The 26,333-nt window shown below is 67.8% G+C and carries 25 protein-coding genes and 2 tRNA genes; 16 read left to right on the top strand and 11 right to left on the bottom strand.

Annotation, left to right across the window (positions count from 1 at the left end):
* Positions 1-274: 274 nt before the first annotated feature.
* The 3 genes from ACYQ07_RS08860 (at position 275) to ACYQ07_RS08850 (ending at position 2,241) form a co-directional block, all read left to right on the top strand.
* Positions 275-652: a creatininase family protein gene (locus ACYQ07_RS08860; protein ID WP_459880077.1), complete on the top strand. Its 378-nt coding sequence runs from the start codon at positions 275-277 to the stop codon at positions 650-652.
* An 80-nt stretch (positions 653-732) separates the two neighbouring features.
* Positions 733-1,191 carry a universal stress protein gene (locus tag ACYQ07_RS08855; RefSeq protein ID WP_459880074.1) on the top strand — a complete coding sequence of 153 codons (459 nt, stop codon included), beginning with the start codon at positions 733-735 and terminating at the stop codon, positions 1,189-1,191.
* A 60-nt stretch (positions 1,192-1,251) separates the two neighbouring features.
* Complete coding sequence (locus tag ACYQ07_RS08850) at positions 1,252-2,241, top strand: ROK family protein (protein WP_459880071.1); 990 nt, start codon at positions 1,252-1,254, stop codon at positions 2,239-2,241.
* Between the two features lie 36 nt (positions 2,242-2,277).
* On the opposite strand, the gene ACYQ07_RS08845 is transcribed toward ACYQ07_RS08850, so the two are convergent.
* Positions 2,278-3,294 carry a PrsW family intramembrane metalloprotease gene (locus ACYQ07_RS08845; protein ID WP_459880068.1) on the bottom strand — a complete coding sequence of 339 codons (1,017 nt, stop codon included), beginning with the start codon at positions 3,292-3,294 and terminating at the stop codon, positions 2,278-2,280.
* Between the two features lie 108 nt (positions 3,295-3,402).
* Here ACYQ07_RS08845 and ACYQ07_RS08840 point away from each other — a divergent pair, with 108 nt between their 5' ends.
* The 3 genes from ACYQ07_RS08840 (at position 3,403) to ACYQ07_RS08830 (ending at position 6,180) form a co-directional block, all read left to right on the top strand.
* The gene (locus ACYQ07_RS08840; protein ID WP_459880065.1) at positions 3,403-3,807 is read left to right on the top strand and encodes a DUF7532 family protein; all 405 of its coding nucleotides are present in this window, start codon (positions 3,403-3,405) and stop codon (positions 3,805-3,807) included.
* Positions 3,804-5,249, top strand: coding sequence for a ribonuclease FAU-1 family protein (locus ACYQ07_RS08835; protein WP_459880062.1), 1,446 nt, complete (start codon positions 3,804-3,806; stop codon positions 5,247-5,249). The genes ACYQ07_RS08840 and ACYQ07_RS08835 overlap by 4 nt, the downstream gene beginning before the upstream one ends.
* 475 nt (positions 5,250-5,724) lie before the next feature.
* Positions 5,725-6,180: a hypothetical protein gene (locus tag ACYQ07_RS08830; protein ID WP_459880059.1), complete on the top strand. Its 456-nt coding sequence runs from the start codon at positions 5,725-5,727 to the stop codon at positions 6,178-6,180.
* 90 nt (positions 6,181-6,270) lie between these two features.
* On the opposite strand, the gene ACYQ07_RS08825 is transcribed toward ACYQ07_RS08830, so the two are convergent.
* The 7 genes from ACYQ07_RS08825 to rio1 form a co-directional block, all read right to left on the bottom strand.
* The gene (locus ACYQ07_RS08825) at positions 6,271-6,597 is read right to left on the bottom strand and encodes a NifU family protein (protein ID WP_459880056.1); all 327 of its coding nucleotides are present in this window, start codon (positions 6,595-6,597) and stop codon (positions 6,271-6,273) included.
* Positions 6,598-6,680: 83 nt separating this feature from the next.
* The gene (locus tag ACYQ07_RS08820; RefSeq protein ID WP_459880054.1) at positions 6,681-8,144 is read right to left on the bottom strand and encodes an LVIVD repeat-containing protein; all 1,464 of its coding nucleotides are present in this window, start codon (positions 8,142-8,144) and stop codon (positions 6,681-6,683) included.
* Between the two features lie 47 nt (positions 8,145-8,191).
* Complete coding sequence (locus ACYQ07_RS08815) at positions 8,192-10,243, bottom strand: cation:proton antiporter domain-containing protein (RefSeq protein WP_459880051.1); 2,052 nt, start codon at positions 10,241-10,243, stop codon at positions 8,192-8,194.
* Between the two features lie 209 nt (positions 10,244-10,452).
* Positions 10,453-11,028, bottom strand: coding sequence for a 2Fe-2S iron-sulfur cluster-binding protein (locus ACYQ07_RS08810; protein ID WP_459880048.1), 576 nt, complete (start codon positions 11,026-11,028; stop codon positions 10,453-10,455).
* A 236-nt stretch (positions 11,029-11,264) separates the two neighbouring features.
* Complete coding sequence (gene thsA / locus ACYQ07_RS08805; protein ID WP_459880045.1) at positions 11,265-12,917, bottom strand: thermosome subunit alpha; 1,653 nt, start codon at positions 12,915-12,917, stop codon at positions 11,265-11,267.
* Positions 12,918-13,192: 275 nt separating this feature from the next.
* The gene (locus ACYQ07_RS08800; protein WP_459880043.1) at positions 13,193-13,735 is read right to left on the bottom strand and encodes a KH domain-containing protein; all 543 of its coding nucleotides are present in this window, start codon (positions 13,733-13,735) and stop codon (positions 13,193-13,195) included.
* Positions 13,736-13,874: 139 nt separating this feature from the next.
* Positions 13,875-14,819, bottom strand: coding sequence for a serine/threonine-protein kinase Rio1 (gene rio1, locus ACYQ07_RS08795; RefSeq protein ID WP_459880041.1), 945 nt, complete (start codon positions 14,817-14,819; stop codon positions 13,875-13,877).
* 245 nt (positions 14,820-15,064) lie between these two features.
* Between rio1 and ACYQ07_RS08790 the strand changes: the two genes are divergently transcribed.
* The 4 genes from ACYQ07_RS08790 to ACYQ07_RS08775 are packed head-to-tail and all read left to right on the top strand — an operon-like array spanning position 15,065 to position 17,033.
* Positions 15,065-15,412 (top strand): fluoride efflux transporter FluC, encoded by a 348-nt coding sequence (locus ACYQ07_RS08790; protein ID WP_459880038.1) that lies wholly within the window; start codon positions 15,065-15,067, stop codon positions 15,410-15,412.
* Positions 15,409-15,765: a fluoride efflux transporter FluC gene (locus tag ACYQ07_RS08785; protein ID WP_459880035.1), complete on the top strand. Its 357-nt coding sequence runs from the start codon at positions 15,409-15,411 to the stop codon at positions 15,763-15,765. Before ACYQ07_RS08790 ends, ACYQ07_RS08785 begins: the two co-directional genes overlap by 4 nt.
* A gap of 56 nt (positions 15,766-15,821) precedes the next feature.
* A complete protein-coding gene (locus tag ACYQ07_RS08780) occupies positions 15,822-16,238 on the top strand; it encodes a hypothetical protein (RefSeq protein ID WP_459880032.1) in 417 nt (138 codons plus the stop codon).
* Between the two features lie 3 nt (positions 16,239-16,241).
* Positions 16,242-17,033 (top strand): M48 family metallopeptidase, encoded by a 792-nt coding sequence (locus tag ACYQ07_RS08775; RefSeq protein ID WP_459880030.1) that lies wholly within the window; start codon positions 16,242-16,244, stop codon positions 17,031-17,033.
* 5 nt (positions 17,034-17,038) lie between these two features.
* On the opposite strand, the gene ACYQ07_RS08770 is transcribed toward ACYQ07_RS08775, so the two are convergent.
* The 3 genes from ACYQ07_RS08770 to ACYQ07_RS08760 form a co-directional block, all read right to left on the bottom strand.
* Positions 17,039-17,464, bottom strand: coding sequence for a group I intron-associated PD-(D/E)XK endonuclease (locus ACYQ07_RS08770; protein ID WP_459880027.1), 426 nt, complete (start codon positions 17,462-17,464; stop codon positions 17,039-17,041).
* 243 nt (positions 17,465-17,707) lie between these two features.
* Positions 17,708-17,780: transfer RNA gene (locus ACYQ07_RS08765), tRNA-Asp, on the bottom strand.
* A 34-nt stretch (positions 17,781-17,814) separates the two neighbouring features.
* Positions 17,815-17,887 (bottom strand) — tRNA-Asp (locus ACYQ07_RS08760).
* Between the two features lie 234 nt (positions 17,888-18,121).
* Between ACYQ07_RS08760 and ACYQ07_RS08755 the strand changes: the two genes are divergently transcribed.
* The 6 genes from ACYQ07_RS08755 to ACYQ07_RS08730 are packed head-to-tail and all read left to right on the top strand — an operon-like array spanning position 18,122 to position 26,305.
* Positions 18,122-18,352 (top strand): DNA-directed RNA polymerase subunit H, encoded by a 231-nt coding sequence (locus ACYQ07_RS08755; RefSeq protein ID WP_459880024.1) that lies wholly within the window; start codon positions 18,122-18,124, stop codon positions 18,350-18,352.
* A complete protein-coding gene (locus ACYQ07_RS08750; protein WP_459880021.1) occupies positions 18,349-19,914 on the top strand; it encodes a DNA-directed RNA polymerase subunit B'' in 1,566 nt (521 codons plus the stop codon). Before ACYQ07_RS08755 ends, ACYQ07_RS08750 begins: the two co-directional genes overlap by 4 nt.
* Position 19,915: 1 nt before the next feature.
* On the top strand, positions 19,916-21,745 hold the full coding sequence (gene rpoB / locus ACYQ07_RS08745) for a DNA-directed RNA polymerase subunit B (RefSeq protein ID WP_459880018.1): 1,830 nt from the start codon (positions 19,916-19,918) through the stop codon (positions 21,743-21,745).
* A gap of 6 nt (positions 21,746-21,751) precedes the next feature.
* Positions 21,752-24,679 (top strand): DNA-directed RNA polymerase subunit A', encoded by a 2,928-nt coding sequence (locus ACYQ07_RS08740; RefSeq protein ID WP_459880015.1) that lies wholly within the window; start codon positions 21,752-21,754, stop codon positions 24,677-24,679.
* Positions 24,672-25,886 (top strand): DNA-directed RNA polymerase subunit A'', encoded by a 1,215-nt coding sequence (rpoA2, locus tag ACYQ07_RS08735; RefSeq protein WP_459880012.1) that lies wholly within the window; start codon positions 24,672-24,674, stop codon positions 25,884-25,886. The genes ACYQ07_RS08740 and rpoA2 overlap by 8 nt, the downstream gene beginning before the upstream one ends.
* The gene (locus tag ACYQ07_RS08730) at positions 25,886-26,305 is read left to right on the top strand and encodes a NusA-like transcription termination signal-binding factor (protein ID WP_459880009.1); all 420 of its coding nucleotides are present in this window, start codon (positions 25,886-25,888) and stop codon (positions 26,303-26,305) included. The genes rpoA2 and ACYQ07_RS08730 overlap by 1 nt, the downstream gene beginning before the upstream one ends.
* Positions 26,306-26,333: the final 28 nt, after the last annotated feature.

Raw genomic sequence — 26,333 nt, 5'->3', positions numbered from 1 at the left:
CCGAAGGCGCCCGCGACTCGCCCGCGGTACTCAAACGGACCGCCACCGCCACAGCACCGCAACCACCGCTCCGCCCAGCCACCGCTCCGCCCCGCCACAGCCACCGCTCCGCCCCACTACAGCCACAGCACGCCCCGCCACCACCCACCTCGCCGTCGTCCACGCCGACACCGCTCGCCGCCTTTTAAGCGGCTCCGTGTGAAGCGTCGGCTATGACCGACCCACTCGGCGCGTCCGACGGCGGGCTCGACGCCTACCGGCTCGAGGAGATGACGTGGCGGGACGTGGAGGCAGCGACCGCGGAGACCTCGACGCGGCGGCGCGCGTCCGCGACTCGGCGGTCACCTTCCACGCCTCGGAGTTCGAGACCAGCCTGATGCTGGAGCTGTTCCCGGACCTCGTTCGCATGGACGAGGCGGAGGCGGTCGAACCGCCGGCGGAGTCGCTCCCGCTCACCGACTACGACGCGCTCGGCGACAACTCCGTGGGCTGGGCGCTGTCGGCCGACGACATGGCCGCGCTAACCCACACGGGGAATCTCGGGGACCCGACGAGCGCGACTCGGGAGAAGGGTGCCACACTCGCCGACGAGGCCGTCGACAACCTCGTCGAGCTCGTCCGCGCGCTGGAGCGCGGCGAGCGAAACCGATAGCGTCGATCTCTGGCTGAAAATTCATTCGATTATGAGTAAATAGCCGGTGGATTTATCAGACGCCGCCGTGAACGGGAGGTATGAGCATCGACACGATCGTCCTGGCGGTCGGGACGGCCGACGAGAAGCGGGTGGATAGGCTGACGGAGGAGACGATCGACGTGGCGGTTCCCACGGGCGCGGACGTGGTGTTGGCGCACGTCTTCGCTGACGACGAGTTCGACGACATCCGCACGAAACTCGACGTGGACGTCGACAGCGAGGAGGCGGCGCCGGGCGCCGTCGCCAAGCGGCACACGACAACGCGAAGCGTCTCGAAGACGCTGACGAACGCCGACGTGGACCACGAGATCCGCGGCGCGGTCGGGGACCGTGGGACGGAGATCGTCGAGGTCGCGGAGCGCGCCGACGCCGACCGCGTGCTCGTCGGCGGCCGGAGCCGCTCGCCGACCGGCAAGGCCGTCTTCGGCAGCGTCGCTCAGGAGGTGATGCTGTCGGCTCCGTGTCCGGTCACCTTCGTGCGTGAAGGAACGAAGTAGCCGGGGTTCGCGTCCCCCGAAGCGTCCCGCTTAAGTGAGGTGCGGCCCCGCATACAGTCGATGTACTACGCCGGCGTCGACCTCGGCGCGACCAACGTCCGTGCGGTCGTGGGCGACGAGTCCGCGACCGTGCTCGGCTCCGACGCCCGCGGCACCCCCCGCGGGCCGAACGGCATCGCCGTGACGGAAGCGGTCCTCGGCGTCCTCCGTGGCGCCTGCGAGGAGGCCGGCATCGACCCGCGGGAGGTCGTCGCCGCCGGCATCGGCTCGATCGGCCCGCTCGATCTCGCGGCCGGTGCCGTCGAGAACCCCGCCAACCTTCCGGACGCGATCGAGCGGATCCCCCTTACTGGTCCCGTCGGCGAACTGCTCGGCACCGACGAGGTGTACCTCCACAACGACACCAACGCCGGCGTCATCGGCGAGCGGTTCCACGCCGAGCGCAACCCCGACGACATGGTGTATCTCACCATCTCCTCGGGGATCGGCGCGGGCGTCGCCGTCGACGGCAACGTGCTCTCCGGCTGGGACGGCAACGCCGGCGAGGTGGGCCACATGACGCTTGACCCCCACGGCTTCATGACCTGCGGCTGCGGCCACGACGGCCACTGGGAGGCGTACTGCTCGGGCAACAACATCCCGCGGTACGCCCGCGAGCTCCACGAGGAGGACCCGATCGACACCGCGCTCCCCGTCGGGGACCCGGACTTCTCCGCGGTCGACGTGTTCGAGCACGCCGGCGAGGACACCTTTGCCGACCACGTGGTCGACCAGCTCGCCCACTGGAACGCGATGGGAATCGCGAACGTCATCCACGCATACGCTCCGCTCGTCGTGAGTGTGGGCGGCGCCGTCGCGCTCAACAACCCCGACCGCACGCTGGAGCCGATCCGCGAGAAGCTGGCGGATATGGTGTTCATCAACGTTCCCGAGATCCGCCTGACCGATCTCGGCGACGAGGTCGTGGTGAAGGGCGCGCTCGCCTCCGCGCTCACCGGCGGCACCGGCGACCGCTCCGCCGCGCCCGGCGACCCCGAAACGGCGGAGTGACGGCCGACGCTCCGACGCCGCTACACCGCTGTCCCCTTACTCCTCGAACTCGTCCAGCTCCGGCGACGCCCCCGCGTCGATCTCCGCGTGGACCTCGTGGTGAACGTCGCGGTAGCGCCACAGCTTCCGCGCAAGCAGGTAGCCGAAGAATCCCTGAAACAGCAGGACGAACGCGAACAGCGCGCCGATGCTCCCGAGCGGCGTCAACTCGCTGATGCCGACGCTCGCGGGACCGACCAGACTGTTGTACAGCGCGTGGATGACGGCGGCGATGATGAGCCCCTTCACGATGATCGGGCCGCGGTTGTCGGGATTGAACTTCGCGAGCCCGAGGTAGTAGCCGGCGAACGCGGAGTAGATCACGTGGCCCGGCCCCGCCATTGCCCGGATGGCGGCGATGCCGTCGCCCGCGCCGAGCGCGGCGGCGCCGACGACCAGCTCCTCGCCCTGGACGTTGCGGGCGATGTAGATCAGGTTCTCGATGACGGCGAAGCCGAGCCCGGCGATCGCGCCGTAGACGGCGCCGTCGATAACCGCGTCGAACCGGTCGTCGTTGTAGGCGTACAGCCGGATGGCGAGCAGCTTCACCGTCTCCTCGACGGGGCCGACGATGAGGAAGAAAAAGAGGATGAGCCCGAGGTAGCCGAGTCCTGCCTCTAAGAAGAACGGCTGGAAGAAGCTGTTGAGCACCGCGGCGAACGTGGCGGTGAGGATCGACAACAGAAACGTCGCCACCAGCAGCGACAGCGGCTCCGAGGTGGTGACATCCGAGACGTAGACGTACGCGGTCAGCCCGAACGCGGGGATCGCCGAGAGCGCGACGAGCCCGGCGACCACCGGGTCGAACACGAGCCCGAGCCCAAACGAGAGGAGGATCGACAGGAGGATCAGTCCCGCGAGGAGCAGCAACGACGCCTTCGCGGAGCGAACGACCAGCCAGTGGACGGCGACCGCCAGCCCGTCGAGCGACGTGCGTTCCTCCCACGTCGCGACGTCGTAGAGGTCGCGGTCGCCGTCGGAGGCGGACTCGATCGGGTCCGACCGTTGTGACATATCGACCGGTTCGGGTGGGGGATGCAAAGTCCTTGCCGCCGGTGGCCGACGGCGCCTCAGTTGACGTGCGACCAGCAGGCTTGAAACCACGGCGCCCCAACGACGCGTATGCACTTCGACGGGCGCACCCAGCAGGCGCTCCGCGAGGCGGGGCTCGACACCGAGGCGATCGTCGCGGTCTCCGACCGCGTCGCAGACCTCGTCGCGGACGACGCCGAGACCATCGAGACGTTCTTTTCGGCCGACGGACCGTTCTACTCCGACATGGAGATGGCCCACAGCACCGGCGACGTTCAGGAACACCCGACGGCGAGCGCCGACCTCTACACCCACGGCGCCGACCTCCGCGGGTACCTCTCGCTGGATGGCTGGGGCGTGCCGGTTGAGGACGGACGCGTGCTGACGACCGACGACGACGGGGCGCCGACGAAAGTCGAGCTCTCGCTGGGCGCGACCGTCCACGACCGCGTGCAGTTCGTCCGCGACGCCGACCCGGACTCCGGTCTGCTATGAACGTCCGTATCCGCGGCATCTACGCCACCGCGCTCACCCGACTGTTCCGCGAGGCGGGCCACACGGTCGTCGACGCGTCGCCGCCGATCCGTCGGCGGTTCGACGGCGAATTCCCGAACGCGCCGCCGGACGTTGTCGTCGGAACGACTGCGGACCGGCAGGGCGTGGGGGTAAGCGGCAATTCGGACGCGGTGGCGACCGCCCGCAAGCTGCTCGCGGACGTGGGGAGCGACGCCTTCGCGTGGGACGACCCGACACCCGTGGGTGCGGTGATCGAGGGTCGCGTGACGGAGACGCTCGGCGGCGGCGCCGTCGTCGAAACGGGAACCACCGACGCCGGCGGTCGCGCCGTGGAGGCGTACCTTCCGTACGGCAACGTCGAGGATCGGGTTGAGACCGGCGATGCGGTTCGCGCGCAGGTGGTCGAGGCGGTCGAACCGTGGGGCACGCACCGCCCCGAGCTCGACGCCACGCTCCGCGCTCGCGGAGGGCTCGTCACGCTCGAACCCGGCTCCGGAATGCGCGTGGACGCGCGCGACGACGCCGCCGCCCGCGAACTCGCCGGCATGACCGACCTGCTCGGCATCGAAGCCCCGGACGGCTGGCGCACGGTGTGGGGCAAGGCCGCGCTCGATGCGGACATGAACGAGCTGCAGGCCGGGCTCGAACGCGCCGTCGAGCGCGCGGAGGCCCTCGCGGACGCCGTTGGTGAGACCGGCATCATTGACGACCCCCAACCCGACTTCGAGCCCGGCCTCGTTGCGACCCCCACAGGGGGTGCGTGGGTGTGGTTCGGCCGGGAGTGCCGGTTTGCCCTCGACGACCACCGGCGGGCGGTCGAGACGACGATGCCCGGCCACCACCGGACGAAGGCCGGCGCCGAGGCCGCCTCGGCGGGCGTCGACCTCGCGGAGGCGCTGGTGGAGCCCGACCCGGACGCACCCTTCCCGTTCGAGACGGTGCGGGAGGTGTTCGGCCCGGAGGTCGGCGACTCGCTGCGGCTCGAACACGGGAAGCCGGACGGTCGCCGGATCGTGCTCGGCGAGGGCGAGGTGACCGAGGCGGACGCCGAGGGGATCACCCTCCGCCGGAAGATGACGCCCGGCGGCACCTACGACGAGCTCGACGTGCGCCGGGAGGCCGGCGACGTGGCCGTCACCAGCCTGAAGGAGGGGCGCTGGTGGTACCCGACGACGTACAAGAGCGCGGACGGTGAGGTTCGCGGCACCTACGTCAACATCTGTACGCCCGTGGAGATCTTCCCGGACGCCGCGCGCTACGTCGACCTGCAAGTTGACGTGGTGAAACACGCAGACGGCACGGTGGAGCGCGTCGACGACGACGCGCTCGACGCCTCCGTCGCCGCCGGCCACATGTCCGAAGAAGTCGCCGAGAAGGCCCGCAGCGTTGCGGCGGCGCTACAGAAAGCGTTCGACTCGTAAAGGGGCGCTTGGCTCGACGGCGTCTTATAAGAAGCCGAGACAGGGAGATTTCCGCTTATAAAGAACATGCTGGGCGGTGGCGCGCCCGGCGAGCGCCCACCGGGCGTGAGCCGGAGCGCGAGGGAGGCAGCGGGCGCCGGCGGAGCGGTTTCCCGCCGGCGTCCGTCTGCCGAGGTTGGGGAGGCGTGAGGTGCGGTGCGGTTGCGGTGCGGGACGGGACTCAAAGGGGCAGCAGGCTCCGGGAAGACGGGCGACGTAAGCGCTTTTCAGGGCGTCGGGCTGTGCGGAGAGACGCCCTGAAAAGCGCGCAGAGAGACCCTCGACCGGAGCCTGCTGGGGCTTTGGAGGTGTTTACCGTCGTGCTCACCGCATAAACCGTACAACTCGCTTATACGGTGTTGTGTAGCAATTCTCAACAGCACAGCGCGTTTTATATTACCACAAACTATTCACTTATCTATCTATGACATACGGTATGGAAAGAAGGGAGTATATCGCGATATCGGGTGGCTCTATCTCACTTCTCTCCGGATGTACCAGTCTGGATGTCGGGTCATCGAACGGCACAAGCTCGGAGGAGGAAACAGTGTACAACTCCGATGAAGATCCTGTACCAAGTGACGATGACGAAGACGACTCCCAAGGGGATAGCGACGGGACGCGGTCGGGGCATCTCGTGATAGAAACGACGAGTGCACCTGCCGACGTGGACCCTGTCAAGTTCGAGGAAACGCCATTATCCGCGGAGTCCAACATACGCGAACTCGTCGATACGGCGGCAGAGGAGGGGGATGCAAGCGAGTATTATCGTGACCTCGAAGATGTGCTTGAACTGCTTGACGAGATCCCTGAAGCGGCGGTTGATAGCGGCTTCTTCTACGTTGTGTATAATTCTAAAACGCTCGAAATCTGGGCGATGATAGAGGAGTAACACGGCTCCTTATAAGGGTCGACTGGAGTGCCGGCGGTCCCATTCACCACGTTCGCCGGCGCGCGCCGCCGCACGCCCTGTCCCAACCGCTTAAAAGTGCTCGGCGGATTCGGTCTCGTGTTGGAGCTCGCCGCCGCGCCCGCCCTCGACGGTGGAGGCGCCCTGGTCGCCGGAGGAGGGGACTTTCACGTGGACATCGGTGACCTCGTCGAAGTCCATGATCAGGTCGCGCCGGATGTTGTCGGCGGTGACGTTCGAGATGCCGCAGCCGGAGCAGGTGCCGCCGAGCTCGACGACGACCTCGCCGGTCTCCTCGTCGGCCTCGCGCACGACGCTCGTCCCGCCGTGCATCTGGATGATCGGCATCTGGCCCACCATCCACTTCTCGACGCGCTCCGCGAGGCTCTCGTCGCTCATACCCCGCCCTTAGCGGCCGAGCCTTTGGAAGCTTGTGGTTCGCCGCCGGACGCGGGCACTGCAAGCAACTGTGTCACGGTTGCTCACTCCCCGTCGTCCTCCCCTTCCTCGTCGAGCGCGTCCTCCAGCGGCGGGGGATCCTCCTGCTCGCCCGCGCGGTCGGGGAAGGTGTAGAGGGCGGGCTCGGCGGGGCGCTCGTCGGTGCTCGTCGCGACGACGAACTCGCCGGGGACGCCGGACTGGGCGGTCCAGAACGAGGCGTTCGCGGGATCGCGCCAGGCGGCGATCTCGACGGGGTCGGCGGGGTCCGACAGGTCGTGGAGCGTCACGCCGCCCTCGTACCAGGAGGCGTACAGCCGGTCGTTCCGGATCTCGAAGTTGTGTGAGGTGGTCCAGACGCCCTCGTAGGTCGGGTCGGGGCTCTCGGGTGCCTCGATCGTTGCGAGGTGGTCGAGCGAGGTGGGGTCCGTGAGATCGTAGAGGTGGATGCCGCCGGGATACCCCTCGAGCTCGCCGTCGACCTCCATCGCCCACGCCTCGGCGTTCACCCCGAGCAGGGTGCCGTCGTCGCTCGGGCGGGCGAAGTGGTGGTTGCCGGGGGGCATCGTCCGCTCGCGCTGGCGCTCGCGGGAGGTGAGCCCGGCGAGGTCGTCGGGCTCGTACGGCCCAACCCCACCGATCCGGGTGGGGCCCGTCGGGTCCGACACGTCGAGCAGGTGGGTGCCGGCGTCCCAGTAGGCGGCGTAGGCGACGCCGTCCTCGACCCACACGTCGTGGACCGGCCGGAGGGAGGAGCCCACGTTCTCCCATGCGGGATCCGCCTCAAAGACGGACCACCGGGCGACCTCGGCGGTCGTCCCCTCTCCCTCACCGTCGCTCCCATCCCCACCGTCGCCCCCGCCGTCCCCGCCGTCGCCACCGCCCCCACCGTCCCACGCCTCGGCTGCCGCCTCCAGGTCGACGACCACCACCGGATTTCCGGGCTCCGTGTTCCCGGTCAGGTAGGCGTAGCCGTCGGCCACGTCGCAGTTGTGGATCGGGTAGCTCGTCTCGTGAACCGCAAGCAGCTCCGGGTCGGTCGGGTCCGACACGTCGTAGTGCAGGGCGGCGTCGACCACCCGCGGCCGCGCCTGTGCGGGGCCGACCACGAGCAGGTCGTCGCCGTCCACCTTGCAGTCCCAGATCAGCTCCAGCGGGCCGTCCGGGTGGTCCGCGAGGAGCTCCGTCCGTTCGGCCAGCACCGCGGGCTCCGTCGGGTCCGTGAGGTCGACAGTGTAAAAGCGGTCGCCGCCGGCGACGTACCCCACCGCGCCGTCGGCGCTCACGACGACCTCGTAGGCGTGTGCCAGCGGGAGCCGACCGAGGGGCTCGAAGGGATCGTCTGAGCCGCCATCGCCCGGCCCGCCGCCGCTATCTCCCGATCCGTCGTCTCCGCCACCGCCGCGATCCCCGGCACATCCGGCCACGCCGGCGAGCGCGCCGACGCTCCCCGCGGCGGCGAGCCGCCGGGCGGCTGTACGCCGGGTGATGGCGCGGTGGTCGTCCAAGCAATCGTGCCGGTCGGATGGGGAATTTGGGCGGGTCATGAGCGGAGTTAGTCGATGCGGAGGAACCGCGCGGCGTACTCGGGTTCTCCCTGCCGGGGCGTCACCACGATGAACGACCGGGGCGGGAGATCGGCCAGCTCGCGCGGTAGGTCCGCAAGCTCGGCGGTCCAGCCGACGCTCCCCTGCCGGGGTGACACGGGCATCACGAGGTCGTTCTGGTCGGTTCGCTCCTCCAAGAGGGCGACCAGCGTGGTCCAGTTGCCGGCGCTCTCGAAGGTGCCCTCCAGCTCCGGCTCGACCATCCCGAACAGCCGCTCGAACTGCCGAGGGTTGTCGCCGACGACGTACACGTGGAGCTCGGCGCCGAGCTTCTCGGTGAGCCGCTTGATCACGTGGACCGCCTCGTAGAACCCCTCGTGGTGGTCGATTCCCGACGGGAGCGCCACGAAGATCCGCTCGGTCGTGTTGATCGGGTGGCCGAGCCGGGAGACTAACACGGGGTCCGTCGTCCGCCCGACCACCTGGTCGATGATGCTGCCGAACGCCCGGTTCGAGAACGAGCGCTCGGCGTCCCACCCCATGAGCACCATGTCCGAGCGAGTTTCCGTCGCGCCGCGGACGATGCCGGAGGCGACGCTGTGGTTCACCCGCGTCTCGGTCCGAACCGGCACCTCCGCGGCCTCCGCGACCTCGGCGGCCGCCGAGAGCTCCGCATCCGCCTCGGCGAGGGCGGCCTCCTCGCCCTCGGCGTCGCCCGAGGGCTGAACTACCGTCAGCAGGTGGATCGGGCTCTCGGCCAGCTCGTCTTTCAGCGCCAGCGCGAGCTCCATCAGATCCCGCTGCCGCTCGGCGTCCTGCGAGAGCGGCAGCAGGATCCGCGGGTCGAAGTCGCCGGCCTCGCCCGGCTCCACGTCGCCGCCGAGCGCCAGTCGGGTGGCATACCGCTCCGTCAGCCACGGGCTGACGACCGCGGCGACGAGCATCATCAACACGACCGCGTTGAGCACGTCGGCGCCGAACAGCCCGGCGTCGAAGCCGACGAGCGTGATCGCTAGCGCGGCCGCCGCCTGCCCCACCGACATCCCCGTGATCACGCCGAACTCGTTGCGGTCGTACCCCTGTATCGCGGTAACGAGCCCGGCGGCGAGCACCTTCGTGACGAGCATGACGCCGATGATGACCGCGGCGACGTACAGCGTCCGCGGCCCGTCGAGGATGACGCCGGGGTCGACGAGCATCCCGACGTACAGCAGGAAGAAGGGGACGAACAGCGCGTTGCCCACGAACTCCACCCGGTTCATCAGGGTACCGCCCCGCGAGATCAGCCGGTTGAGCGCGATCCCGGCGACGAAGGCGCCGAGGATGTCCGAGAGGCCGAGCACCTCCGCGAAGCTGGCGGCGCCGAAGATGGCCGCCGCCACCAGCAGGAACTCGAAGTAGCTCTCCTGGCTCGTGTTCCGGAAGAACCACCGGGCGATCGGCGGGAGCACGAACCAGACGCCGGCGAACAGGATCGCGATGGCCCCGAACACCTCCGCGAACAGCCAGACGGTGAGATCGCCCTCCACCGCGCCGAGCGTGATCGCGAGCACGATGAGCGCCAGCGTGTCGGTGAAGAGGATCCCGCCAAACACCGCCGTCACCGCCCGGTTCTTCGTCACGTCGAGTCGGTTGACGACCGGGTACGCGAGCAAGGTGTGCGAGGAGAAGACGGCCGCCAACAGGAACGAGGGCCACCAGTCGAGCCCGAGCAGGTGGACGCCGGCGACCGACCCGATGATGAACGGGACGAAGAAGCTCGTGAGCCCGAACAGCGCGGCGTTCTCCGGCGCGGCGAGGAACCCGCGGAGGTCGAGCTCCAGCCCGACGGTGAAAAGCAGGTACACCAGCCCGACGTTGCCGAGCAGGACGATGGCGTCCGTCTCGGCGAGGACCCCCGTCCCGTTCGGCCCGAGCACGGCGCCGACGAGCACGATGCCGACGATGCCGGGGAGGCCGGCGCGCTCGATGAGCATCGGCGCCACGAGGAACGTCGTCAGCGCGAGCGCGAAGACGATGACTGGCTCCTCGACCGGCAGCGACGGAAGCTGGGCGAGCATGGCGACCGTCGATGGAGTAAGCGCAAACATGGGGTCGATGTGGGGAATGATCGAGCGTCAGCGTCGGTCGTTATCGAACGCCCGGCGCGAACGGGGATAAAACCACCCAAGGCCCCGCCGGTGGTGACTCGTGACCGGTCGATTCCAACTAACTCCGTCAGGTGGTAGTGTTGGAGACGGTGAAAAAGTGGCCTGCGGTCGCCGGTCGCTTACGGCGCTTCGCCCGTCTCGATGGTGAACGAGTCGCGCGGGTACGCCACGCAGGTGAGCGTGTAGCCGTCCTCCAGCTCGGCGTCGTCGAGCATCTCCTGATTGTCGTGCTCGACGAAGTCCTCGGAGGGGCCGTCGACGATGTGGCCCGCACAGGAGACGCACTGTCCCTGCCGGCAGGCGTACGGGAGGTCCCAGCCCTCGTCCTCGCCCTGTTCGAGGATCGTCTCGTTGTTGGCGAGCTCGACCGTCTCGCCCTGTTTGGCGAACTCGATCTCGAAGTGCTCGACCTCGTCGTCCGGGATGTCGCCCGGGCCGGAGCTGCCGCCGGCGCCGCCCTCCTCGAGCTCGCCCTCTTCACCCTCGCCGCCGGCGGGGATGGCGCCGCCGCCGCCGCCGATGGACCGGTTACCCGGCTCGGGGAAGTCCGTCTCGGGAACGGCCGCCGCACGCTTCTCCAGTATCTCGTCGGAGACGTCGGGAGCGGGCTCCCAGCCCGTGCCCTTCAGCGAGCCGACGAAGACGACCAAAAGCGTCGCGACCGCCGCGAACGCGATCGCCAGTGGGTCATACATGTGAGCGCCTACGGAGAGGGTGCATAAGGCGGTTTTGATCGCTCCGACGCGACGGGAACCCGGGAACCAGGGGCAACGCTCTCGCCGCCAACTGCACGCCGCAGTCGTCGGGACCGACGCCGGCGCGGCCGCTATCCGGGCGTTGTGTCCCAAAGAAGGTGGTCGGTCGAAAGTCGGTCGGCGAGGCGGTGCGTGAAGCGGTCAGTGGGTGGGTGTGACGTGTTGGTCGCCGGTCGTCACATCGCGCCGCCCATGCCGCCCATGCCGCCCATACCGCCGCCCATGCCGCCGGGCGCGCCGCCGGGACCGCCCTCGTCGCCGCCGTCGTCGGTGCCGCCGCCCTTGAGGTCGCCGGCAGCGATGACGTCGTCGATGCGGAGGATCATGACGGCCGCCTCGGTGGCGGACTCGATGGCCTGGGTCTTGACGCGGAGCGGCTCCACGACGCCCTCGGCCTCCATGTCGATCACGTCGCCCGTGTAGGCGTCGAGACCGGCACCGAACTCGCCGGCGTCGTGCCGGGAGCGGAGGTCGACCAGCGAGTCGATGGGGTCGAGACCCGCGTTCTCGGCGAGCGTGCGCGGGATGACCTCAAGTGCGTCGGCGAACGCCTCGACGGCGAGCTGCTCGCGGCCGCCGACGGAGTCGGCGAAGTCGCGGAGCTGCAGGGCCAGCTCGGTCTCCGGGGCACCGCCGCCGGGGAGGACCTTGCCCTCGAGGAGCGTCGTGCGGACGACGCCGAGCGAGTCGTCGATGGCGCGCTCGACCTCGTCGACGACGTGCTCGGTGCCGCCGCGGAGGATGAGCGTGACGGACTTGGCCTCCTCGACGTCCTCGACGAAGATGCGCTCGTCGCCGCCAACGTCCTTCTGGCCGACGGAGCCGGCGAAGCCGAGGTCGTCCGTCTCGATGTCGTCGAGGTTGGAGACGACGCGGCCGCCGGTCGCGCGGGCGAGACGCTTGAGGTCGCCGGACTTCGTGCGGCGGACAGCGAGGATACCCTCGCTCGCGAGGTAGTGCTGGGCCATGTCGTCGATGCCGTCACCGACGAAGACGACATCGGCGCCGATGTCGGTCAGGTGGTCGACCATCTCGCGAAGCTGCTTCTCCTCCTGGTCGAGGAACTGCTGGAGCTGGTCGGGGTCGGTGACGTTGACCTCGGCGTCGATCTCCGTCTCCTTCACCTCGATGGCGCCGTCGTACAGCGCGACGTCGGCGTCCTCGACGGCGTAGGGCATGTTCTCGTCGACGCGCTCCTTGTCGACGATGACGCCCTCGACGAGCTCGGACTCCTCGATGGAGCCGCCGACGACCTTCTCGACGGAGACGTTCTCGGTGTCGATGTCGTCCTCGTCAGCGACGGCGAGTACGGCGTCGACGACCAGCTCCGCGAGCTCGTCTTTGGCGTTCTCCGCGCCCTTGCCGGTCATCGCCGTCGCGGCGATCTCAACGAGCGTCTCGCGGTCCTCGGCGGAGACGTCGATCGCCTCCTCGTCGAGGATCTCCTTGGCCTTCTCGGCGGCCTGGCGGTACCCCTGCGCCAGCGTGGTGGCGTGGATGTCCTGGTCGAGGAGCTCCTCAGCCTGGTCGAGGAGCTCGCCGGCGACGACGACCGCGGAGGTGGTGCCGTCACCGACCTCCTCCTCCTGGGTCTCCGAGACCTCGACGATCATGTTCGCCGCGGGGTGGTCGATGTCCATCTCCTTGAGGATGGTGACGCCGTCGTTCGTGACGACGACCGACCCGCCCGAGTCGACGAGCATCTTGTCCATGCCTTTCGGGCCGAGCGTGGTGCGGACGGACTCCGCGACGGCTTTGCCGGCCGTGATGTTCATGTTCTGGGCGTCCTCTCCGGAGGTCCGCTGCGACTCCTCGGAAAGTACGATCATGGGCTGATTGCCCATGCGCTGTCGCTGAGACATAATCATCCCTTGATTGTTTGTGATTCTATAAAAACCTTACGCTGACTCTATGCGAGAACGCAACACGGTCACCCGATGGATGCCTCTGTGTGTGTCATTCACACGCTATTTTATATACTGCCTACCAGCACCCTCCTCGTGGTGCCGACTGGGCAGAACGGGAAAAACGCGAGTGGTTCCGCGTTCGAGGAGAACGTGAAGGGTACCGCTTGCGACCGCCGGCGGGCTCCTACGGGGCGCCGCTACTGGGGCGCGCTGAAGTCGACGTCGTCGTTCAGCTCGTTCGACTTGCGCTCGAGGTAGGAGTACACCGCGCCGTGGGGCGCCCCATCAAGGAGCATCCCGACGGCTCGGCGCACGACCTGCAGCTCCTCGGGGCCGCCGACGGCGCCAACCGTCGAGCCGTAGACGACGACGTTCGCGCCCGACAGCTCCTCGAGGAGCTCCCGAGTGCGGCCGTTCTCACCGATGATCCGCCCCTTCTTGCGCTGGAGGTCGTTGTCGTTGCGCGTGTGCTCGGAGAGGTCGATCAGCTCCAGCGTCCGGAGGTCGTGGTCGAGGATCGACAGCGCGGTCTCCGGTTTGAAGCCGCGGCCGATCGCCTTGATGATGTCCGGCGCGACCATCGCGGCGACGGGGTCACCCGCCTCCTCGATCGAAACGCTACCCGACTCGGAGTCCACGTCGAGTCGCACGCCTGCCCGGTCTTCGATCTCCCGCAGCGTCTCACCGCCGGCGCCGATGACGACGCCGATACGGTCCTGCGGAACCGTCACGTGTTGCATGTCGTCGAATAGCCGGCGGAGCCTTTTAAACGTGTTCCGCGCCGTGCGGGTTTGGGTCACACTCACTCGGTGGCTGAGGCCTGCTCTCAGGGGTTTCGTCGTCGCGCCGCCGCGGAGAGCCGTCCGCCGCCGTCGACGCCTACTCTCCGCCGCCGGCATCCGCCCCTTCGGGCTCCCCAGTTGGGTCCGCCTCCGGCTCCGTCACGTACTCGCGCAGCTCGTCGCCGGTCACGTCGATCCCCTGTCGGGTGAAAAACGTCGCCACGTTCTCACAGTCGCGGTCGAGGTACTCGCCGGCGTGCGGGTGGTGGACCGTCACGCCCTGCCCGAGGTCGATGATCACGAGCTCGCCCTCGTGGATGATCATGTTGTACTCCGAGAGGTCGCCGTGGATCAGCCCCGCGCGGAACAGCCGGCGCATGTACTCGCGAACGACCTCGTAGGCGGTTTCGGGGTTCTCCACCGTCACCTCCGAGAGCCGGCGGGCGCGGTCCTCCGCGTGGCCGACCAGCTCCATCACGAGCACGTTCCGCTGGACCGCCAGCGGCTCCGGCACGCGGACGCCGGCCTTGCGCGCGCGCATGAGATTCGCGTATTCCTTTTTCGTCCACGCCAGCACGACCGCCTTCTTGTCGTTGGCGATGCCCTCGAACCGCGGGTCTCCCTCCAGATACTCGCGCATCTGGCGGAAGTTCGAGGAGTTGATCCGGTACACCTTCACGGCGACCTCGCGGGCGTTGGCCGCGCGGCTCGCGGCCTCCGCCTCGCCGGGCTCCGGGCGCTCGCCGGCCTCCCCGCCGAGCGCCTCGAACACGTTCGCCTCCTTGCCCGTCGAGATCGGCCCGCCGAAGGCGTCGATGTAGCCGTCCTGGACCAGCTTGTAGAGGGCCGCGAGGGTGGCGTCGTCGAACACCGACTCCTGGAGTTTGAACTGCTCGGTGTCTTTCACCCGCTTGCGGAACTCGTCGAACTCGCGGTCCTGCTTGCGGGCGACTCTGTCGGCCTCGGTGTCGGCGACGTCGATCTCCTCCCACTCGTCGCCGGGACTCTCCTCCGGTTCGAGCAGGACGAACTCCTCGCTCATTCGCTTCGACGTAGTTCGTCCCGACGTATAAGCGGGCCGGGTGGGCGAAACGACCGACGCTCCTGTGGCGTGTCCGGGTTCGTGAGCGCCGAACGACTCACGGGAGTGCGAGCCCGCGGGCGATCGACCTCGCGGCGGCGCCGGCGGAAAGCGTGGAGAACGCGGAAGGGGTCCGTGCACCGCGCGCCGAAGGACTGCCCCGCCCGGATCCAAACGCCCAACTGGGAGAGCCACGAGGTCGGCGTATGGAACGGAGCGCCGCCGGGTTTCTCCTCGTCGCGCTCGGTGGGTTCGCGGGCGCCGTCGCGCGCTACGGGATCGACCTGCTCGTCCACGATCCCACCGGCGCCGGCACGCTCACCGTCAACGTCGTTGGCTCCTTCGCGCTCGGGCTGTTGGTGACGCGAGCGGCCAGCGTCCGCACCCAGCTGCTCGTCGGCACCGGCGCGCTCTCGTCGTTCACCACGTACAGCACCTTCGTGGCCGACGCGGTCGCGCTCGGCACGCTTTCGGGAACCGGCTACGTCGCCGCCAGCTACGTGCTCGGCCTGATCGGTGCCCTCGCCGGGCTGGCCGTCGGGAGGCGACTGTGACCGACCCGACTCTGGCCGCCGTCCTGGTGGGACTCGGCGGCGCCGCCGGCGCGATGGCGCGTCACGCGGTCGGCCTGGCGGTCGCCGGCCGCGAGTCGGTGGTCGTCGTCAACGGGCTCGGAAGTATCGTGTTGGGACTGCTCGTCGGTGTCGGAATCGGCGGCGAGACGTTTCTCGTCGTCGCCGTCGGCTTCTGTGGCGCGTTCACGACGTTCTCCTCGTTCGCGGTCGAGACAGTGACGACCGCCGAGGACGGCGAGACCGGCGTCGCCGCCGGCTTCGCGGCGGCGAATCTGGTCGTCGCGCTCGGCGCGCTGCTCGCCGGCATCGCGCTGGGTGGCGTGGCGGCGTAGCGAAGTTGGGGTACGGGAGCGACAGCTACTCGGCGTCGGAGGTCCAACCCCGGCTCGTGACGGACGATGACGAACGCCCCGCCGGCGGGTCGAACGGCGACACGAGCGACGCGGCCGACACAACCGCCGCGGCCGACACGACCGCCGGCGGCGACGATGCCCACCCGGAGCAACCGCCACGTGCGCCCGACGAGGTGGTCGGTCCCGACCCGGCCACGGAAGGCGACGCCCCCGTCGACGCGGCGGACCCGGTCGACCTCGGCGACCTCTCGCTGCCACAGCGGGTGTTTGTCGCCGCGGTGCAGAACCCCTCCCGCGGGGTGTTCGTGGTCGCCCTGCTCGCGTTCGCCTTCTCGTTTTACGTGGCGTTCTGGATGGTGTTTCCCCGGGTTGCCGCCTTCCTCACCGCCGCAACGCTTCTCGTGACGTTCCTTGCGCTCGGCGCCTACTATCTGGTGCGGCGACTTCGGTGAGCTGTGCCGGGGTCGAGCACGGACGGTGGCGGGGGCCACGATGACGATGGAGACGGCGGAGAACGTGAGGGTCCGCCCCGGGAGACGGTCGTCGACGGCGAGCGCGTACCCTACGATGTCCGACGGAGCGACCGCGCGACCCGCGCCCGCATCGACGTGGCGCCGACCGGCGTGACGGTCGTACTCCCCACGGGATCGCGGGTTGACCCCGAGCGCGTCCTCGCGGCCAACGCCGACTGGCTCCGCGAGAAGCGCGCCGAGATGGCCGCCTACCGGGAGCGCGCGCCCGACCGGGAGTACGGTGCCGGAGCAGTGTGGCCCGTCGACGGCGAGCCCCACGAGGTGGTCGTCGAACGCCGGCGGTCCTCCGTGGTCGACGAAGAGGAGACGGTGATACGGCTCGCGCGCAGCCACGTCGACCGCACCGCCGGCAAACGTGCGCTGGAACACTGCTTCCGCGAGACGGCCCGCGACCGCTTCGAGTCGCAGGTCGCGACGCTCGCGCCCCGCATGGGCGTGGCCGACGACGTGGGACGGGTCGAGATACGCAACCAGTCCACCCGCTGGGGATCCTGCTCGACGACGGGCACCGTGAGCCTCAACTGGCGACTGCTGTTCGCTCCGCCGGCGGTCCGCCGGTACGTCGTCGTCCACGAACTCGCGCACTTCGAGGTACGCGACCACTCCGAGGACTTCTGGACGGTCGTCGAGCGCTTCGACCCCGCGTGGGAGACGCACCGCGAGTGGCTCCGGGAGCACGCCGTCGAGCTCGTCTTCGACGAGTCGGACCTGTAGGAGGACTACTGCGGGATCTCGCCGTCGAAGACGTAGTCGTCGGCCCAGTTGATGGCGGGATGGTCGATCTCGGCCTCGAAGCGGAGCTCCATCTTCTGTGATCCTGCCTCGTCTACGTCGACCCAGTACAGGGTCTCGTCGGGCGGGTGACGGACGACGAACGCGTCGATTCCGTCCTCGTACGTTTGCTCGTGATATTCTCCGTCTTTCGTCGTCTGTGAGTGCGTATTAAACCGGATCGTCCCTTTTTCCGTTTCCCAGCAGGTCTTACACTGTATTCGATAGAGGGATCCGTTGTCGTCAATGATGAGGTCGTATTTGTCATTATCTCCGAACGGAATGGAGACGCTGTATCCGTTCGAGACGAGGTCGTGGATGACCCGGACCTCCGTTTCATCACCCACGTCTTTGGAATTGCGAGAATCGGTCATACCGATGATCGCTCCTCAACCCTCAAAATGTGTGACCCCAATGGTGAACGTGCTGCGGGCCGTATCGATCCGCTCCGCTCGTTGATTGGCGTCGACAGAAGACGCCCGGAGCGGGATTTGACCCTCAGTCGTTCCGTTCGCTACGCTCACTTCACTCCCTGTTTCAAACCCCTCGTGGGCCGTTTTTTCGAACGCGGCTCACTCGTCACTGCCGTTCCTCGTTCGTATTGCGTTCGCAAAAAGCGCCCGGAGCGGGATTTGAACCCGCGTCTTGTCCGTGACAGGGACAAATGATGGGCCACTACACCATCCGGGCAAACACGTGCAGTCCGGCTCCCGAAAACGGGAGACGCCCGGAGCGGGATTTGAACCCGCGTCTTGTCCGTGACAGGGACAAATGATGGGCCACTACACCATCCGGGCTGACTGCGTTTCTTCGTATCCGTGTCTGGCAGATAAGGCTTATCATCCCGTCTCGGAGTGCGGGGAGGTGACACGCGGCGATATCCTTTTGAATCCGGAATTCCTCGGGTCGAGTGACGCTCGCCCTCGTTTCCGGGAGCCGCGCGTGGCGGACGCGCTTAACAAGCCTTATTGGACTGGCCCCTATAACTCGCTGTAGTATCTCGTGATAGCTTCTCCCCACCACCAGCACCCATGGTAGACGTAAGCCAACACGAACTCGTCCCGGACCACATCCTTCTCGACGACCCCGAGGAGGTCGAGGAGGTTCTGGCGGAGTACAACGTGAAAAAGACCAACCTGCCGAAGATCAAACGCACGGATCCCGCGATTCCCGACGATGCAGAAGTCGGCGACGTGGTGAAGATCGTGCGAGACTCCCGAACGACCGACCAGGCGGTCGTGTTCCGACTCGTCGTCTCATGAACAGGCAAGACCGTCGCGCGGTGTCGCGCGAATACTTCTCCGACGACCGACTCGCAGAGCACCACTTCCGCTCGTTCAACAACTTCCTCGACCGCGGCATGCAGGAAGTTGTCGACGAGAAAGAGCGGATCGAAACCGACATCGGCGACAAGGAGGGCCAAGAGCCCGTCTACGTCGAGCTCGGCGACGTGCGGATGGTCACCCCGCGCGTTCGCGAAGCCGACGGTTCCGAGGAACTACTGTATCCGCAGGAGGCCCGCCTGCGGAACATCACGTACTCGGCGCCCGTGTTCATGGAGATGTCCATCGTGCGCGGCGGCGAGGACGAGCCGGAGACCATCGTCGACACGACGGAGACGAAGGTCGGCCGGATGCCGATCATGGTCGGCTCGAACAAGTGTAACATGGCCGACTTCTCCGACGAGGAGCTGATCGACATCGGTGAGGACCCCGTCGACCCCGGTGGCTACTTCATCGTCAACGGCTCCGAGCGCGTGCTGATGACCTCGGAGGACCTGGCGCCGAACAAGATCCTCGCGGAGTACGACACGAAGTACGGCGACGAGATCCAGGTCGCCAAGACGTTCAGCCAGCGCCGCGGGTACCGCGCGCTGGTGCTGTGTGAGCGGAACCGTGAGGGGCTGCTCGAAGTGTCGTTCCCCTCCGTCTCCGGCTCCATCGACTTCGTCACGCTCGTGCGGGCGCTCGGCCTCGAATCCGACGAGGAGATCGTCCACCGCGTCTCGGACGACCCCGAGATCGTGAAGTTCATGCTGGAGAATCTGGAGGAGGCAGAGGTGCAGACGACCGAGGGCGCGATCGAGACTCTCGGCGAGCGCGTCGCCTCCGGCCAGGGGAAGAACTACCAGCTGAAGCGGGCGAACTACGTGATCGACCGCTACCTCCTGCCGCACCTCCACGAGGAGGGCGTCGAGGAGGAGGACGTGCGGATCAACAAGGCGTACTACCTCTGTCGGATGGCCGAGGCGTGTTTCGAGCTCGCGCTCGAACGCCGCGAGTCGGACGACAAGGACCACTACGCCAACAAGCGCCTGAAGGTGTCCGGCGACCTGATGCGGGACCTGTTCCGGACGGCGCTGAACAAGCTCGCACGCGACGTGAAGTACCAGTTGGAGCGCGCCAACATGCGGAACCGCGATCTCACCGTCAACACGGTCGTTCGCTCCGACGTGCTGACTGAGCGACTCGAACACCCGATCGCGACGGGGAACTGGGTGGGTGGTCGCTCGGGCGTCTCCCAGCTGGTCGACCGGACGGACTACATGGGCGTGCTGTCACACCTGCGCCGCCTGCGCTCGCCGCTGTCGCGGTCGCAGCCGCACTTCGAGGCGCGGGACTTACACGCGACCCAGTGGGGTCGCATCTGTCCCTCCGAGACGCCGGAGGGGCCGAACTGTGGACTGGTGAAGAACTTCGCGCAGGCGATGGAGCTCTCCCAGAACATCGATGACGAACAGGGGCTGAAACGAGAACTGGCGTCGATGGGTGTCGAGGGGATCCCCGGCATCGAGGGCGTCGAACGACAGACGGCGGACGATTAATATGGCTCAGGCAGAACGCGAAGCGAAAGTGTACGTCAACGGGAGCTTGGTCGGGACGCATCCGGACCCGAACCAGCTCGCAGAACAGATCCGCGAGGCGCGCCGCCGAGGCGACGTCTCCGACATGGTGAACGTCTCCGTGAAGGACCGCACGAAGGAGGTCATCGTCAACGCGGACGCCGGGCGCGCCCGGCGGCCGCTCATCGTCGTCGAGGACGGCGAGCCCCTCCTCGGGGACGAGGAGATCGCCGCCGTCGAGAACGACGAACTCGAGTTCGAGGACCTCGTCGACCGCGGCTACGTCGAGTTCATCGACGCCGAGGAGGAGGAGGACATCCTCGTCGCCGTCGACGAGGAGGGCGTGACCGAGGACCACACGCACCTGGAGATCGACCCGTCGCTGGTGTTCGGCATCGGCGCGGGGATGATCCCGTACCCCGAGCACAACGCCTCGCCCCGGATTACGATGGGGGCAGGGATGATGAAGCAGTCGCTCGGGCTGCCCTCGGCGAACTACCGGATCCGGCCGGACACGCGCCAGCACCTGCTGCACTACCCGCAGCTGGCGATGGTGAAGACGCAGACGTCCGACCAGATCAACTTCGACGAGCGCCCGGCGGCGCAGAACTTCGTCGTCGCCGTGATGTCCTACGAGGGGTTCAACATCGAGGACGCGCTCGTGATGAACCAGGGGTCGGTCGACCGCGCGCTGATGCGGTCGCACTTCTTCCGCACCTACGAGGGTGAGGAGCGCCGGTACCCCGGCGGACAGGAGGACCGCTTCGAGATCCCCGAACAGGACGTACGTGGCGCACGCGGTGAGGACGCGTACACGCACCTCGACGAGGACGGCCTCGTCAACCCCGAGACGAAAGTCGACGAGTCGTCGGTGCTGCTCGGCAAGACCAGCCCGCCGCGGTTCCTCGAGGAGCCCGACGACATGGGTGGCCTCTCGCCACAGAAGCGGCGGGAGACTTCCGTCACGATGCGCTCGGGCGAGGACGGCGTCGTCGACACGGTGACGCTGATGGAGGGCGAGGACGGCTCGAAGCTCTCGAAGGTGAAGGTGCGCGACCAGCGCGTGCCGGAGCTCGGCGACAAGTTCGCGTCCCGCCACGGACAGAAGGGCGTCGTGGGCCACCTGGCACCCCAGGAGGACATGCCGTTCACGGAGGAGGGCGTCGTCCCCGACCTCGTGCTCAACCCGCACGCGCTTCCGTCCCGGATGACGGTGGGTCACGTGCTGGAGATGCTCGGCGGGAAGGTCGGCTCGCTGCGCGGCTCGCGCGTCGACGGGACGCCGTTCCAGGGCGAAGACGAGGACGAGCTCCGCGACGGGCTCGAGGAGCACGGCTTCAAGTCCTCCGGCAAGGAGGTCATGTACTCCGGCGTCACCGGCGAGAAGATCGAGGCGGAGATCTTCGTCGGGACGATCTTCTACCACAAGCTGTACCACATGGTGTCGAACAAGCTGCACGCCCGCTCGCGCGGTCCCGTGCAGGTTCTCACCCGACAGCCGACGGAGGGTCGTGCCCGCGAGGGTGGCCTCCGTGTCGGGGAGATGGAGCGTGACACCATCATCGGCCACGGCGCGTCGATGGTGCTCAACGAGCGGCTGCTGCAGTCGTCCGACGCCGAGCAGGTGTACGTCTCGGCGGATACGGGACTGGTCGCGGTCGAGGACCGCGAACAGCGCCGCGTGTACGACCCCGTCACCGGCGACGAGGACGACATCCACGAACTCGAGGTGAGCTACGCGTTCAAGCTCCTCCTCGACGAGATGATTGCGCTCGGCATTCGGCCGAAACTCGAACTGGAGGACGCGATTTAAATGTCAATGCAAACACCCAAAGTGCTCGGCGGCATCGACTTCGGGCTGATGGACCCGGAGACGTACCGGGACATGTCGGCCACGAAGGTGATCACGGCGGACACCTACGACGACGACGGCTACCCGATCGACATGGGGCTGATGGACCCGCGGCTCGGCGTCATCGACCCCGGACTGGAGTGTCGGACCTGCGGATCCCACTCCGGCTCCTGTAACGGTCACTTCGGCCACATCGAGCTGGCGGCCCCCGTCATCCACGTCGGGTTCACGAAGCTCATCCGACGACTGCTGCGCTCGACGTGCCGTGACTGCGGCCGGCTCGCGCTCGACGAGAGCCAGCGCGAGGAGTTCCAGGAGCGCTACGAGCGCGCCGAGGAGCTCGGCGACGACCTTCACGACGTGCTGAAAGCCGCCGTGCGCCAGGCACGGAAGGCGTCGACGTGCCCGTTCTGTGGCGAGCCGCAGGCGGACATCAAACACGAGAAGCCAACCACCTACTACGAGGTGCAGGACGTGCTGTCGGGCGACTACTCCGAGCGCATCGCCGCCGCGATGCAGCCAGACGAGGAGGACGACGACCCGGGAACCTCCCCGCAGGAGCTCGCCGAGAAGACGGACATCTCGCTGGAGCGGATCAACGAGGTCATGGCCGGCGAGTTCCGCCCCCGCAAGGAGGACCGGCGCGCCATCGAGAAGGCGCTCGACATCGACCTCACGGAGGAGGACATGAACAAGCTGATGCCCTCGGACATTCGCGACTGGTTCGAGGACATCCCGGACGAGGACCTGGACGTGCTCGGCGTCGACTCCGAGCACTCCCGGCCCGAGTGGATGATCCTGACCGTGTTGCCGGTGCCGCCGGTGACGACGCGTCCCTCCATCACGCTGGACAACGGCCAGCGGTCCGAGGACGACCTCACCCACAAGCTGGTGGACATCATCCGCATCAACCAGCGGTTCATGGAGAACCGTGAGGCGGGTGCCCCGCAGCTGATCATCGAGGACCTCTGGGAGCTGCTCCAGTACCACGTCACCACGTTCATCGACAACGAGATCTCGGGCACGCCGCCGGCGCGTCACCGCTCCGGCCGCCCCCTCAAAACCCTCAGCCAGCGACTGAAGGGGAAGGAGGGACGCTTCCGTGGCTCGCTGTCCGGGAAGCGCGTGAACTTCTCGGCGCGGACCGTCATCTCGCCGGACCCGACGCTCTCGCTCAACGAGGTCGGCGTGCCGGACCGGGTCGCAACGGAGATGACCCAGACGATCAACGTCACCGAGCGCAACGTCGAGGAGGCCCAGCAGTACGTCCGGAACGGCCCCGAGGCCCACCCCGGAGCGAACTACGTGCGCCGTCCCGACGGTCGCCGGCTGAAGGTGACCGAGAAGAACTGTGAGGAGCTCGCCGAGAAGATCGAGCCCGAGTGGGAGGTGAACCGCCACCTCGTCGACGGCGACATCGTGGTGTTCAACCGCCAGCCGTCGCTCCACCGGATGTCGATCATGGCCCACGAGGTCGTCGTGATGCCGTACAAGACGTTCCGGCTGAACACGACGGTCTGCCCGCCGTACAACGCCGACTTCGACGGCGACGAGATGAACATGCACGCGCTCCAGAACGAGGAGGCGCGTGCGGAGGCGCGCGTCCTGATGCGTGTACAGGAGCAGATCCTGAGCCCCCGCTTCGGCGGGAACATCATCGGCGCCATCCAGGACCACATCTCGGGCACCTACCTGCTCACTCACTCGAACCCGCAGTTCACGGAGACGCAGGCGCTGGACCTGCTGCGTGCGACGCGGGTCGACGAGCTCCCCGAGGCGGACGGCGTCGACGACGCCGGCAGGGAGTACTGGACCGGGCGGACGCTGTTCTCGGAGCTGCTTCCCGAGGACCTCTCGCTCTCCTTCACCTCCTCGACCGGCGACGATGTCGTCATCGAGGATGGCCAGCTGATCGAGGGGACGATCGACGAGGACGCCGTCGGGGCGTTCGGCGGCGAGGTCGTCGACACGCTCACCAAGATGTACGGCGAGACGCGCGCTCGCGTGTTCATCAACGAGATCGCGTCGCTGGCGATGCGCGCGATCATGCACTTCGGCTTCTCGATCGGGATCGACGACGAGTCGATCCCGCCGGCGGCCGAAGAGCAGGTCGACGAGGCGATCGGGTCGGCGTACGACCGGGTCAACGAGCTGATCGAGACGTACCGCGCCGGCGAGCTCGAATCGCTGCCGGGCCGCAGCGTCGACGAGACGCTGGAGATGAAGATCATGCAGACGCTCGGCAAGGCTCGCGACTCCGCAGGTGAGATCGCTGATCAGCACTTCGGCGACGACAACCCGGCGGTCGTGATGGCCCGCTCCGGTGCGCGTGGCTCGATGCTGAACCTGACGCAGATGGCCGGCTCCGTCGGCCAGCAGGCGGTTCGTGGCGAGCGGATCAACCGCGGCTACGAGAACCGTACGCTCGCGCACTATCAGGAGCACGACCTCTCCGCGGAGGCGCACGGCTTCGTGGAGAACTCCTACCGTGGCGGGCTCACGCCTCAGGAGTTCTTCTTCCACGCGATGGGTGGCCGCGAGGGGCTGGTCGACACGGCAGTCCGGACCTCGAAGTCCGGCTACCTGCAGCGCCGGCTCATCAACGCGCTCTCCGAGCTGGAAGCGCAGTACGACGGCACGGTGCGGGACACCTCCGGCACCATCGTGCAGTTCGAGTTCGGCGAGGACGGCACCTCGCCGGTGAAGGTGTCGTCCGGCGTCGACGACGAGATCGACGTCGACGGCATCGCCGACCGCGTGCTCGAGGCGGAGTTCGCGTCGGACGACGAGAAACAGCGGTTCCTCGGCGAGCGCGAGCCGCCGACGAACCTCTCCGAACACGCCGGTCCGGGCCTGAACAAGGCGGAAGGACTGGGGGTGGACTCCGATGACTGAATACGACCACGTAACCGACGACATGGAGGCCGTGGTGGAGGCGACGGAGCTTCCGTCACGCATCAAACAGCAGGTGTACGAGACGATCGAGGCCAAAGCCGAGGAGCACGGCGAGGTCACGATCGAACACGCGACCGAGATCGCCACCGGCGTCGAGAACCGCTACATCGAGACGCGGGTCGACCCGCTCGACCCCGTCGGCACCGTCTCCGCGCAGTCCATCGGGGAGCCGGGAACGCAGATGACGATGAACACGTTCCACTACGCAGGCGTCGCGGAGATCGACGTGACCCAGGGGCTCCCCCGGCTCATCGAGCTGGTGGACGCCCGCAAAACGCCGGACACGCCGATGATGACGGTCCACCTTGAGGGCGAGTACGCGACGGAACGCGAGAAGGCCCACGAGGTCGTCTGGGCGATCGAGTCGACGAAGATCCTCGCGCTCGGCGACGTGTCGACGAACGTCGCGGACATGCTGGTCCGCATCGACCTCAACGACGACACGCTGTTAGAGCGGTGGCCAACCCACTCGAACCCCTCGGAGGTCGCGGCGATCGTCTCCGAGACGATCGAGGACGCGCTCGGCGTCGATACCCGGCGCTCGGGCACCGTGATCGAGTTCGGCCCGAACGAGCCGAGCTACCGTGAGCTGCTCCAGCTGGTCGAGCAGCTCCGTGACATCGTCTTCAAGGGGATCGAGGAGGTCGAACGCGTCGTCATCCGGAAGGAGGAGATCGACGGCGAAGAGCAGTTCGTCCTCTACACCGAAGGGTCCGCCTTCGGCGACGCGCTCGACATCGAGGGCGTCGACGCCTCCCGGACGACGTGTAACAACATCCACGAGATCTACCGCAACCTCGGCGTCGAGGCGGCCCGCGAGACGATCATCAACGAGACGAACGAGACCCTCGAGGAGCAGGGGCTCGACGACGTGAACGTCCGGCACCTGATGTTGGTCGCCGACATCATGACGAACAACGGCGAGATCGACTCCATCGGCCGGCACGGCATCTCCGGCAACAAGGACTCGGTGCTCGCGCGGGCGGCGTTCGAGGTGACGGTGAACCACCTGCTCGACGCGGCCATCCACGGCGAGTACGACGAGCTCGACGGCGTGATCGAGAACGTGATCGCCGGCAAGCCGGTGTCGATCGGCACGGGCGACGTCGACCTCCGCATGGGGTCGCGGGTCGTGGGCGACGACTGATGCGCGTCGAGCTCTCCGACGAGGCCCGGCGCTACATCGGTCGCTTCGACGAGCTGACCGGCGTGGCGCCGCGCGACTGCCTCGTGGAGGGCGACAGGCTCGTCTTTCTGGTGCCCGCCGGCGAGATGGCCGAGGCGATCGGCCAGGCGGGCGAGACGGTCACGGAGGTCGAGCGGAAGCTCGGCAAGGACGTGGAGCTCGTCGAGGACGCCGACACTGCGGAGGCGTTCGTCGCCAGCGCGCTCGCGCCGGCGGCGGTCAACGCCGTGACGATCTCCGAGCAGAACGACCGGGTGGCGTACGTCGAGGTGCCGGAGGCCGACCGCGGCGTCGCCATCGGCGCCGAGGGACGCAACATCGAAACGGCCCGGACGCTGGCAAAGCGGCACTACGACATCGACGACATTCAGCTGACGTAGCTGACCTGAGGCGACCGACGCGGCGCCA

The organism is Halorubrum gandharaense, assembly GCF_054654575.1.
This window is presented reverse-complemented; position numbering and strand designations above follow the sequence as displayed.